The sequence below is a fragment of the Chromobacterium sp. FG89 genome (assembly GCF_057808735.1).
Map to the genome: position 1 here is coordinate 77,752 of NZ_JBMDIQ010000001.1, position 11,895 is coordinate 89,646.

Here is an 11,895-nt window from a genome sequence, read left to right on the forward strand (position 1 = left end):
CCCTGCCCGGCGGCGGGCGACGTGAATCAGCCTGCGAGCGGACGATACAAGTGATAACGGCCGCTTTGTCGTTCCACTAGCAACAGCAATGGCGGCAGTGACGGGACTGGGGCATCAATGGAGCGGCGGTTGCGGCTTACCGGCACGCCTTCCGGCAGGCGTTGCTGAAAATGGTCAGAGCGGTCGGAGGCGGCCTTCAGCGTTTGGTAGTCGCGCTCGAAACCGGCAGGGTCGCTGTCCGCCTTGCCCAGGAAGGAAACGAACTGGGCGATGGAGTCGGCGTTCTTGAGCCCTTTGAACGCAATATTGATGTTATCGATCTGCGGCAGGTCGGCGCCGCCGTAGCGGCTATCCTTCTCGATATGCTTATTGGCCAGGTTGATCAGTTCAAATACATCGACATCGCCGACGCGGGCCTGCTTTTGCGTACCGACATAAGCGAAGTCCAGCGTGTTGGGGCCGCCATGCGACAGCTCATGGATCAGCACATCGGCGACCGCGCTCGGGTTTTTGCCCATCCGTTCGTAATAGGCGTAGAAGCCATCGCGGCCAACATTGATGATTTTTGATTTGGGCTTGCGGCCCAGCATCTGGTATTGCTCCCTGGAGAGTTCCGCCACCGTGGTGGGAGAGCCGACCCGGCTGTCGAAATTGAAGTTGGCGGTGTCGATGCGCGCCAGATCGCCCTGGATCTGGTCCAGATATTTGCCCAGCTGCGCCAAGCGTTTCGGGTCCTGATGGAAGGTTTTGCCGAAATAGGCCTCTTCCGCCAACTGGACCTGGGGGCGAAGGTCGGAGCGGTTCAAGGCCTGGATCGCATTGGCGATTTTGGTTTGCGCGATTGGCAGCGCCTTGCCTATGGCCTTGCGCGCGGCGCGGATTTTCAGCGGCTTGCCGATGATAGGCATGTCAACCAGTTTGAATGCGGGATTGTCCCGGCTGGCTGGTTTGGCCAATCCCACCTCGACGCGCTTGCCGTGGGCGCTCAGCTCGATCTGCAGATTGCGGGCGCCCCCAAGCTGCACTTGCTTGCCGTGCCGTTGAACGGGGTAGTACTGCTGGTCGATGGCCAGGACGTATTGGCCATCGCCGGTGCGCTGGATGCCAAAGTGATTGGGCGTGGAAAGCTGGCGCTCGTCCAGGGCCAGCGGCGCGATGTCGTGCTTGGCGATGGCCGCGCGCAGTTCGGGAGCGGCCTGTCGCGTGAGCTCGTGCTTGATATGCCATTCGCCCAGACGATTTTCCACTTCCAGGGGCGCGGCGTCAGGCCGGCGGGCATCGTAGATGTATTCCTTGCCGGTGGCGAGTTCATGACGGTAAGGCACCAGGCGGCCAAACAGCTCGATGGCTTCAAGCCGTGCCGGTTGCGCAGTGAAGGAATTGTGAACGCTGTAGACATGAGGCGTGTTCACGCTGCTGGAGCGATGCAAGTGATGCGGACCCAGCGCCAGTTTATGGGCGGCCAATTGTTCCTGCTTGCTGAAATGCCGGAATTTGCCATCGCCCAGCAAGCGCCATTCCTGTGCGAGATGGTTGAAATAGACTTCGCGGTTAGCGAACTTTCCCTGCTGCTTGGCCGGGATTTGCGCAAAGCTGCGGCCATCCTTCTCCAACAAGGCGACGTCATGGTGTTTGCCGTTGGCTTTGAGTTTGATGTGGTTACGACCGTTTTTGAGATGGAATGCCGGCAGGTCTATTCCTGAAGCCTTGCCGCCAGGCTGGGGCGCGGTTTGCAAGCGCTGCCGCTCGGCATGGCTCATCCCATCAATGCTGAAGCGGGCTTGTTGGGTCACTTGCTGCAACAGGTTGAGTTCTTCTTCCCGCGAGGTGGGTTTGCCTTCCAGATCATTGGCTGCATGCTCCAGCAGAGGGCCGACGATGTATTGCGCGATGGCCAAGGGCTGGCTGCCTGGCAGCAGCGTCAGGACTTGGGAGGTGATGGCATCGACTTTCTCGGTGATGTCGGTGATGGCCGAGATCTCCTCGGACGTGGCGCAGCCGCGGCCCTGTCTCCAGCTGTCGACATGCTTGCTTTCCGTGGCCAGTGCGGTGATGGGGTTGCGCAAGGTTTTGCCGATTTGGCGCAGCACTTGGGCGAAGGACAGGTTCTCGCCTTCGTTCATGCAGGAAAAATCAAACATCTTAACGATCTTGACGTCGTCAGGCGCAGCGGTCGTGGTCGTGGTCTTGGGTTTGGGAACGACATGGCGCGCTTGGCGGAGCAGGGGCGTTTCCGGCTGTGGAGGCGCGGAGCGGGAATAGGGCTGGCTGTGGACCTGGACCAGCGCCGAGGGGAGGGCGGATGGCGCGGAGAACGCTGGAAGCAATGGCGATTCGCGGTTGAGAAGCGGCTGGACCCCGGCCTGGACATACAGGCCGCTCAGCAGAACGTTTTTCAAGGTGAGGGGAAAGGCGGGGGGCGAAAGCGTGGATGCCGACGAATCGGGTGCATTGCGTATTTGTTTCACCTGAGCAAACAGATTTTCCGTTTCACGGCGTTCTGCCGGGGTTTTTGCGTTGGCGAGCAGTTGCGCTTCAATCGGGCTAGGCTGCTGGGAGGGGCGACTTGAGAAAAAGGGAATGGAGGGCATATGGCGGTCCTGTGCGGTGAGGGCGATCTCGGGCATCGCGACAGGGGGCAATACTAGAGACAGGCTTGGAGCCTGCCTCTCAAAAAGTGTCCATACGCCGTCTTGGTCTTGTTTCGTTGCCGCAGTCATGGACTGCGCATAAGCATCTGGAGCCCTTGCTGGAAATCGCGCTGGCGCAGCAGGGGGCCAAGCCGGCGCGGCTCAAGCGCATCGGCCGGTAGCCCGAGGCCGAGGCCGTCGACGAGCGAGTGTCACCCCAGCAGCAGCGCGACGTAGAGCCGGAAACGGTCCTCGTGACGCTGCAGGTCCAGTCCGGTGATGTCGGCGATGCGGCCCAGCCGGTAGTCCAGCGTGTTGCGGTGGATGTGCAGCGCCCGCGCGGTGGCGCCGGGGTGGGACTGGTGGGCGAACCAGGCCTCGGCGGTGCGGCGCAGCCCGCTTTTGCCGGCCTGTTCCAGCCTTTGCAGCGGCTGCCGCAATTGCTGGGCCTGCCAGCCGTGATCCAGGCCGGACAGCAGCACCGGCAGCGCCAGTTCGTAATAGCTGTGCGCCCGCCGCTTGGGCTGCCGTTGCCGGCCGATGCGCGCGGCGGCGCGGGCGCTGAGACAGGATTGGGCCGCGCCGTCCCGCCCCGGCAGCGCAATGCCCATGCCCAGGCGGAAGCCGGGCGCCGCCGTTTCTTCCAGCCAGGCGGCCAGCGCGCGCAGCCGGCGTTGCAGCAGCGCTTCGCGCTCGGCTTCGCCTTCCTCCTCGCAAGCCTCCACCAGCACCAGCTCGTAAGGGCCGGTGGCCGCGCTCAGCAAGCGCGGCCAGCGCGCCGCCAGCGCCGATTGCAGCTGTTGCAGCGCCGCCTGGGCCTGATCGGCGGCCAAGCCCTCTTCGTCCAGTTGCAGGCTCAGCGCCACATGATGCTGTTCCAAGCGCAGCCCCAGACGCTGCGCCCAGGCGTCCAGCGCCGCGCCGGGCTCGCCGCGTATCCATTCCAGCACAAAGGCTTCGCGCTGGCGCGCGTCGTGTTGCAGCGCCCGCTGCAACTGCGCCTGCTCCAGAATCATCTCGGCGGTCAGCCGCACCAGTTCGCCGAACTGGCGAACCTGCTCCGGCTGGCCGGTCAGGCCGACCACGCCCGCGATGCGGCCGTTCACGTGCAAGGGCAGGTTGATGCCGGGACGGGAGCCGTGCAGCTTGCCGGCGGTGGCCTCGTCTATTTCCACCGTGCGTCGTTGCGCCAGCGCCAGCAGCGCGCCGTCGTGCAACTGCCCCAGCCGGCCGGCGTCGCCGCTGCCCAGAATCGCGCCTTGGGCGTCCATCACGTTCACGTTGAACGGAATGATGCGCATGGTGCGGCTGACGATGTCCTGCGCGAGTTCGGCGGTCAGAATGGGCATGGCGCGTCCAAAGTTTATGCGTTTGCATAATATATTCCGGTAATTACCGCGCATAAACCAGACGTCTGCACGAAGTATTTTCCGTTGGCGCTGACCAGAATGAGCGACGCGATACAAAAACAATATTCATCAGAACCAAGGAGACGCGCCGGAGGGAGAGCCCCCGCGCGCAGAGGAGATGGATGTGAACCCTAGCGATACCCTGAGCGCGCCGCGGCAGGACATTCTGGCCGGCGCTTACAAGAAAGCCGTTTGGCGGCTGATTCCCTTCATTTTCGTTTGTTATCTGTTCAACTACCTGGACCGCGTCAACGTCGGCTTCGCCAAGCTGGAGATGCTGGACGCGCTGGGCTTGAGCGAAACCGTCTACGGCCTGGGCGCCGGCATTTTCTTCATCGGCTATGTGCTGTGCGGCGTGCCCAGCAATCTGATGCTGCACAAGGTGGGCGCGCGGCGCTGGATCGCCTTGCTGATGCTGGTGTGGGGCACGCTGTCCGCTTGTCTGATGTTCGTGTCCACGCCGCAGTCCTTCTACACGCTGCGCTTTTTCACCGGCGTGGCCGAGGCCGGCTTCTTTCCCGGCATCGTGCTGTACTTCACCCGCTGGTTTCCGGCCGACAAGCGCGGCCAGGTGATGGCGCTGTTCATGTCGGCCATCCCGGTGTCCGGCGTGTTGGGTGGGCCGCTGTCCGGCTGGATGCTGCAGCATTTCGCCGCCGGCCAAGGCGGCCTGGCCGGCTGGCAGTGGCTGTTCCTGCTGCAAGGCCTGCCCACGGTGTTGCTGGGCCTGGGCGTGTATTTCTATCTGAACGACGGCATCGCCGAGGCGCGCTGGCTGAGCGCGGAAGAGAAAGCGGCGATGCGGCAGGCGCTGATCGACGACGAGGCGCGGCGCTCGGCGCAGCGGCCGGTGGAGCAGTCCTTCGCCAGCGTGCTGCGCAACGTCAATGTGTGGATGTTGGGCGCGATCTATTTCGCCATCCAGATGGGGGTGTACGCGATCAACTTCTGGCTGCCGTCCATCATCAAGGGCCTGGGGTTCCAGAGCGCCGGCGTCATCGGCTGGCTCAGCGCGCTGCCTTATCTGGCCGCCTGCTTCTTCATGGTCTGGGTCGGCCGTTCCGGCGACCGGCGCGGAGAACGCCGCTGGCACGTGGTGCTGCCGCTGCTGATGGGCGTGCTGGGCTTGCTGATGGCGGCCAATAGCGGCGGCGCGGTCTGGCTGTCCATGCTGGGGCTGAGCCTGGCCACCATGGGCGCGCTGGCCGGCCTGTCCATGTTCTGGCCGCTGCCCACCGCCTTTCTCGGCAGCGCGGCCGCCGCCGGCGGGCTGGCCTTGATCAATTCGCTGGGCCAGGTGGCCGGCTTCGTCAGCCCCTTCCTGGTGGGCTGGATCAAGGACCTGACTCACAGCACGGATCCGGCGTTGTACATTCTGTCCGGCGTGATGCTGGCCGGCGCGCTGCTGGTGCTGCGGATTCCGCCGCGGCTGGTCAATCGCTAATATCTTGCCATCGTCGTCTCTTGTGATTGAAAACCGCATGAAAATCGTGATTGCCCCGGACTCCTACAAGGAAAGCCTGAGCGCGCTGCAGGTGGCCCAGGCGATAGAGGACGGCTTCCGCCAGGTGTTTCCCGCCGCCCGCTACCACAAGCTGCCGATGGCGGACGGCGGCGAGGGCACGGTGCAGGCGATGCTGGACGCTCTGGGCGGCCAGTGGCGCGAGGCGTCGGCGCGAGGCCCGCTGGGCGAGACCTTGTCCGCGCGCTACGGGCTGACCGCGGACGGCGTGGCGGTGATAGAAATGGCCGCCGCCAGCGGCCTGGCCTTATTGCCGCCGGAACGGCGCAACCCCTTGCTGACCGGCAGCCACGGAACCGGAGATCTGATCCGCGACGCGCTGGACGCCGGCGCGCGCCGCTTTGTGTTGGGCATAGGCGGCAGCGCCACCAACGACGGCGGCGCCGGCATGTTGCAGGCGCTGGGCGCCAGGCTGCTGGATGCGGACGGAGGCGAGCTGCCGGCCGGCGGCGCGGCCTTGGCGAGCCTGGCGCGGCTGGACCTGTCCGGGCTGGACCCGCGGCTGGCGACCTGCCGCATCGACGTGGCCTGCGACGTGGACAACCCCCTGACCGGCCCGCGCGGCGCGTCGGCGGTGTTCGGGCCGCAGAAGGGCGCGACGCCGGCGATGGTGGCGGCGCTGGATGCGGCTTTGGCGCATTTCGCGGTCTTGATGGAGGGCGAGTCGGGCGTGGCCGCGGCCGAGGCGGCCGGGGCCGGCGCGGCCGGCGGCATGGGCGCCGCGCTGCTGGCCTGCCTGGGCGGCCGGCTGCGTTCCGGCAGCGCCATCGTCGCCGAGGCCGTCGGCCTGGACGCGGCGTTGGCCGACGCCGATCTGGCGGTGACCGGCGAAGGCCGCATCGATAGCCAGAGCGTGCAAGGCAAGACGCCGATAGGCGTCGCCCGCGTCGCTCGGCGTCATGGGGTGCCGGTGCTGGCGATAGGCGGTTGTCTGGGCGCGGGCAGCGAGCTGATCCACGCGCACGGGCTGGACGCGGTGTTCGCCGCGGTCAGCCGGCCGTGCAGCCAGGAACAGGCCTTGGCCGAGGCCGCGGACAATGTCAGCCGCGCCGCGCGCAACGCGGCGGCGGCGCTGGCGCTGGGCATGAAGCTAGGTTCTCAGAAACGCTCGAAGTCCGGCACATAACGCCACTGCCCGGCCGCCAACTGGCCTATCGCCAGCCGGCCGATGCGGATGCAGCGCAGCGCCAGCGGGCTGACGCCCAGGCCGGCGCAGATATCGTCCAGCCAGCGCGCGTCGCGCGCCGCGAGCACCAGGCGCAGTTGTCGGTCGCTCTGGCGCGAGACTTTGAGTTCGCGCGGCGGCTTGCCGCCGGGGCGCAGGCCGCTCTGTCTTTGTTGCAGTTCGGCGGTGGCGGGCGCGGCGTCGACATTGATCAGGAATTCCAGCTGGCAATCGGCCAGCCGCTGCGCCAGCTTGCGGTCCTGGGTCAGCGCCACCAGGCCGTGGGCGCGGTCGGCGACGGCGCCGACACCTTGCAGATGCTGGCGATGGCGCGGCAGCCAGCTCAGCCCGCTGACGTCGCCCGGCATCTGGCTGTCCGGGCCCAGCAGGGACAGCGGCTCGGCGCCGGCCGGCTTGTGCAGCAGCAGGGTGACCGCCGCGTCGCGCTGCGCGTCGGGCCGGCCCAGGAGTTCGACGCGCTGCTGCGGCTCCACCCGGCTGCCCAGCGCGGTGACGACCTGGCCGTCCACTTTCACCAGACCCTGCTCGATGCAGGCGTCGGCTTCGCGGCGCGTGCACAGGCCCAGTTCCACCATGCGTTTTGAAAGTCGGATTGCGGCGTCGCTCATTGTGTCAGGCCTTGAATGCGGGGTTCGGGCGGCGATTATCCCCTTTGCCGGCGTGGCCGACAAATTTGACGAATCAGGTATCCTTCTCGTCTGTCACTGCCGCGGAACCGCCGCGCAGATTCATTTTGGAGACGCCGTGAATATACTGATCATTGGAGCGAGCCGGGGCCTTGGCAAGGCTTTTGTGGAAGGATTGGGGCGGGAGGGCGACCGCGTGATCGGCGTTTCCAGGCGCCGGCCGGAAGACCTGAAGCCGCCGGCCGGCGTTGCGCTGGACTGGATAGAGGCCGATTTGTCCAAGCCGGCGCTGGCCGTGGAGCAAGTGATGAGCGCGCTGCCGGAACGGCTGGACGTGGTGATGTGCAATGTGGGGATCTGGGAGCGGGAGGCGTTTGAGTCCTCCTATGCGTTTTCCCGCTGTTCGGATCTGGAGCTGATGGAAGTGGTCCAGGTCAATATCGCTTCGACGATTCTGCTGCTCAAACATCTGCTGCCGCGCATGTCGGGCGCGGCCAAGCCGCAGCTCATCCTGACGGGGTCGACTTCGGGCCTGCCGCGCAGCGGCCGTCCCGAAGTGGCTTTCGCCGCCAGCAAGTTCGCCTTGAGCGGCATGGCCGACGCGCTGCGGGAGGAGTACCGCGCGCAGCGCCTGGCCGTGACCTGCCTGCAATTGGGCTACCTCAATACGGAGGACGATTTGTCCGTGCCCCGCGAACACGCCGCCGAGCGCGGCGCCGGCCAGCTGATCCCGCTGCACGACGTGGTGAGCCTGACGCGCGCCTTGCTGAATTTGTCCGACGCCTCCTTCGCGCGGGAAATCGTCCTGCCCGCTATCCTGGACGAGCGCTTCTGAATGCGGACAAGCGACGCGGGTCCCGATGACGGGTCGTTTAAATGGCCGAATCGCATTAAAGTGTCGCCATCATGAGCCTGCTTCCCCAAGCGCTGGACGCGCTGAACTGCCCGCTGAGCGGCATCAACCTGATCGAAGCCTCGGCCGGCACCGGCAAAACCTGGACCATTGCGGCCCTGTTCGCCCGGCTATTGCTGGAAGAGCGCGACGGCCAGCCGCCGCCCACCGTCGATCAAGTGCTGGTGGTGACCTATACCAAGGCCGCCACCGCGGAGCTGCGCGAACGGCTGCGCCGGCGCTTGAGCGAGCTGGCGCAGACGCTGGCCGGAGAAGGCGAGGCCGGCGGCGATCCCTTTCTGTCGGCGCTGGCGGCGCGTTTTCCGCCCGGCGCGGCGCGGGAGCAGGCCTCGCAGCGGCTCAAGGCCGCGATCACCGGCTTCGACGCCGCCGCCATCTACACCATCCACGGCTTCTGCCAGCGGGTGCTGACCGACGCCGCCTTTGAAAGCAGCCAGACCTTCGAAGCCGAACTGGTCAGCGACGACGAGGAGCGCTTGATCGAAATCGTCGACGACTTCTGGCGGCGGCGGGTGGTGGACGATCCCTTGCTCGCCCAAGTGCTGGTGGACAACGGCGAAACGCCGGACGGCTGGCTGGTGGACATCCGGCCCTATCTGTCCAAGCCCTATCTGCGCATGCGCGCGCCGCACGTGGCCGGCCTGGAGCGCGCCTTGCTCGCGGTGGAGCGGGGCTGGCGGGCGCTGGCGGCGCGGCCGGAAGGCGCGGCGGAGGCCGCCGATCTGCTGCGCGCCGCCGTCGGCTTCAACGCGCGCAGCTACAGCCCGGCCATTATCGAGCGCGCCATCGGCGCCCTGGACGGCCTGCTGGCCGCGCCGGAGACCACGCCGGTGCTGGACAAGGAGAGCCGCCGCCAGCTGGACAAGCTGCTGCCGGCCTCGCTGGCCAAGGGCATGAAGAAAGGCCACGCCGCGCCGGAGCACCCCTTGTTCGCCTTGACGGAGGCCTGGCTGGGCGCCTGGGACGCTTATATGGAAGAGGTGGCGCTGTCGGTGGCGCAACTCAAGCTGGAGCTGATCGCCTGGACCAATGAACAATTGAGCGCGCGCCGCGTGGGGGAGCGCAGCCGCAGTTTCGACGACCTGTTGACCGATCTGGGCGCGGCGTTGACCGACCCGATCAGCGGTCCGCTGCTGGCGGCCCACGTGGCGCGCAGCTTCCAGGTGGCCTTGATCGACGAATTCCAGGACACGGACCCCATTCAGTATTCCATCTTCCGACATTGCTTCGTCGCGCAGCGGCGGCCGGTCTTCCTGGTGGGGGATCCGAAGCAGGCGATCTACAGTTTCCGCGGCGCCGACATCTTCGCCTACCTGGCGGCGCGTAACGACGCGCAACATCATTACACGCTGGACACCAACCGCCGCTCCGAGGCTCCGCTGGTCAGCACCGTCAACGCGCTGTTCGCGCGGGAACTGCCGTTTCTGATCGAGGGCATCGCCTATCAGCCGGTGGCGGCGCAACCGGCCTCCGGCGGCCGGCTGGACATCGACGACGACAGGCCGCCGTTCTGCTTTCAATGGCTGAGACCGGAGACCGAGGGCAGGGCCGCCAGCGGAGAAGCCGCCGCCGAAGGGGCCGCCGAGGCCTGCGCCGACGAGATCGCGCGTCTGCTGGCGCTGGCCGCGGTCGATCGCGCCGCCATCGTCGCCGGCGAGGCGCGCCGGCCCTTGGCCGGCGGCGACATCGCCGTGCTGGTGTCCACCCATCGTCAGGGAGACCGGGTGCGCCAGTCCTTGGCCGAACGCGGCGTGGCCAGCGTGGCGCTGACCCAGGAGAGCGTGTTCGCCAGCCGCGAGGCCGGCGAGATGCTGGCCTTGCTGCGCGCCTGGGCGGAGCCGGCCAGCGAGGCGCGGCTGCGCGCGGCGCTGGTGACCGAACTGGCCGGGGTCGACGCCGGAGAGTTGTTGGCCCGGGTGGAGGACGAGGCGCGCTGGGAAGCGCAGCTGCAGGCCAACGCCGCCGACCACCTGCTATGGCGGGAGCGCGGCTTCATGGCCGCCTGGCGGCATTTCTTCGCACGGGAACGGGTGGCCGAACGCCTGCTGCCGATGCCGGACGGCGAACGCAGGCTGACCAATCTGTCTCATCTGGCCGAACTGCTGCAGCAAGAGAGCGATCAGCGCCAGGGCATGGCGCCGCTGCTGGGCTGGCTGGAAACGCGGGTGGCGCAGCCGCCGGGCGGAGAGGAGGCGGTGCTGAGGCTGGAGAGCGACGCGGCCCTGGTCAAAATCGTCACCATCCACACCGCCAAGGGCCTGCAATACCCGGTGGCCTTCTGCCCTTTTTTGTGGGGCGGCGCGCTGGAGCGACGCGACGCCGCGTTCTGGCGCTACCACGCCCAGGATCAATCCTGGCTGGCGCCGGACGCCGCGGCCGACGCCGAGGTGAAACTGGCGGCGCGCAGCGAACTGTTGGCGGAGAAACTGCGTCTGCTCTACGTGGCGCTGACCCGGGCGCAATATCGCCAATACCTGTGCTGGGGCTGGGTGCGCGGCATGGAGACGGCGGCGCTGAGCTGGCTGCTGCACGGCCGCGACGCGCGCGCCTTGCCGGAGCTGGAAACGCTGGAACTGGACGACGCCGTGCTCAGGCGGGAGCTGGAGGCGTTCGCGGCGACGGCCAACGCCGCCGCGGCAGGCGCTTGCGCGGTGCTGGAGGAGGACGGCGCGCGGCCGGCCTTGGCCGCGCGGCGCGAAACGGGGCGGGATTATCAGGCTCAAGCGTTCACGCGCCGGCTGGCCGCGCCGTGGCGGGTGGCCAGCTTCACCTCGCTGACCCACGCGCAGGCGGCCGGCAAATGGCAGGAGAGCCCGGACCACGACGCGGGCCAGCCCGCGGCGGCGGCGGAAGCGCCGGAGCCGCCGGCCCTGGATCGTTTCGGTTTTCCGCGCGGGGCCAAGGCCGGCACCTGCCTGCACGAGATTTTTGAAACCATCAGCTTCGGCGTGGACGACGCCGGCCTGCGTCAGGCGGTGGAGCGGGCCTTGGCCAAGCACGGCTTCGCGCCGGAGTGGGCCGACGCCGGTTGCGAGATGGTGGCGGCCACGCTGAACGCGGAACTGGATCCGGGAGTGAGACTGGCCGAGGTGCCGGACGGCAAGCGGCTGGTGGAGATGGAGTTCATGCTGCCGGCGCCCAGGCTGGAGGTGGCTAAGCTGGCCGCCATCCTGTCCGCGCCGGAACACGGCCTGGCCGCGCCCTTGCGCGCGGCGGCGGCGCAACTGGACTTTTCCACCGTGCGCGGTTTTCTCAAGGGTTTCATGGACCTGGTGTTCGAATCCGACGGGCGCATTTATCTGGTGGACTATAAATCCAACCACCTGGGCGGGCGGCGCGAAGACTATCGCGCCGAGCGGCTGGCGGAATCCATCGCCCAAGAACATTATTATCTGCAATACCTGATTTACTGCGTGGCCCTGCGGCGCTATTTCAGCGCGCGCGGCGTGGACTTCGCCGCCCGCTTCGGCGGCGTGCGTTATCTCTATCTGCGCGGCGTCGGCGCCGACGCTTGCGGGATCTGGAGCGATCAGCCCGCGCCGGCCTTGCTGGAGGCGCTGGACCAATGGTTCGCCGGGCATGCGTAGGAATGCGGAGTGCGCAAGCCGC

At 67.1% G+C, this 11,895-nt stretch carries 7 protein-coding genes; 4 read left to right on the top strand and 3 right to left on the bottom strand.

All coding sequences use genetic code 11. The features are described 5' to 3' along the window. Positions 1-26: 26 nt before the first annotated feature. Entirely contained in the window at positions 27-2,591 is a 2,565-nt protein-coding gene (locus tag ACODRW_RS00365; protein WP_488904925.1) for a hypothetical protein, read from the bottom strand. Positions 2,592-2,842: 251 nt separating this feature from the next. After that, positions 2,843-3,979, bottom strand: coding sequence for a sugar diacid recognition domain-containing protein (locus ACODRW_RS00370; protein WP_107800650.1), 1,137 nt, complete (start codon positions 3,977-3,979; stop codon positions 2,843-2,845). A gap of 184 nt (positions 3,980-4,163) precedes the next feature. Here ACODRW_RS00370 and ACODRW_RS00375 point away from each other — a divergent pair, with 184 nt between their 5' ends. Together ACODRW_RS00375 and ACODRW_RS00380 are read left to right on the top strand one after the other, a co-directional pair. Then, a complete protein-coding gene (locus tag ACODRW_RS00375) occupies positions 4,164-5,483 on the top strand; it encodes an MFS transporter (RefSeq protein WP_227105050.1) in 1,320 nt (439 codons plus the stop codon). Positions 5,484-5,520: 37 nt separating this feature from the next. After that, positions 5,521-6,687 (top strand): glycerate kinase, encoded by a 1,167-nt coding sequence (locus tag ACODRW_RS00380; protein ID WP_488904926.1) that lies wholly within the window; start codon positions 5,521-5,523, stop codon positions 6,685-6,687. On the opposite strand, the gene ACODRW_RS00385 is transcribed toward ACODRW_RS00380, so the two are convergent. Further along, a complete protein-coding gene (locus tag ACODRW_RS00385) occupies positions 6,660-7,355 on the bottom strand; it encodes a S4 domain-containing protein (RefSeq protein ID WP_488904927.1) in 696 nt (231 codons plus the stop codon). The genes ACODRW_RS00380 and ACODRW_RS00385 overlap by 28 nt on opposite strands. Positions 7,356-7,491: 136 nt before the next feature. Between ACODRW_RS00385 and ACODRW_RS00390 the strand changes: the two genes are divergently transcribed. Both ACODRW_RS00390 and recB read left to right on the top strand, forming a co-directional pair. Further along, positions 7,492-8,208, top strand: a complete 717-nt coding sequence (locus ACODRW_RS00390; protein ID WP_107800646.1) for an SDR family NAD(P)-dependent oxidoreductase — start codon at positions 7,492-7,494, stop codon at positions 8,206-8,208. A 71-nt stretch (positions 8,209-8,279) separates the two neighbouring features. Further along, positions 8,280-11,873, top strand: coding sequence for an exodeoxyribonuclease V subunit beta (gene recB, locus ACODRW_RS00395; RefSeq protein WP_488904928.1), 3,594 nt, complete (start codon positions 8,280-8,282; stop codon positions 11,871-11,873). The last annotated feature ends 22 nt before the right edge of the window (positions 11,874-11,895 follow it).

Excerpts from the sequence above, each read along its gene's own strand:
- ACODRW_RS00365 (WP_488904925.1), bottom strand. The coding sequence starts at position 2,591 with ATGCCCTCCATTCCCTTTTTCTCAAGTCGCCCCTCCCAGCAGCCTAGC.
- ACODRW_RS00370 (WP_107800650.1), bottom strand. The coding sequence starts at position 3,979 with ATGCCCATTCTGACCGCCGAACTCGCGCAGGACATCGTCAGCCGCACC.
- ACODRW_RS00380 (WP_488904926.1), top strand. The coding sequence starts at position 5,521 with ATGAAAATCGTGATTGCCCCGGACTCCTACAAGGAAAGCCTGAGCGCG.
- ACODRW_RS00385 (WP_488904927.1), bottom strand. The coding sequence starts at position 7,355 with ATGAGCGACGCCGCAATCCGACTTTCAAAACGCATGGTGGAACTGGGC.
- recB (WP_488904928.1), top strand. The coding sequence starts at position 8,280 with ATGAGCCTGCTTCCCCAAGCGCTGGACGCGCTGAACTGCCCGCTGAGC.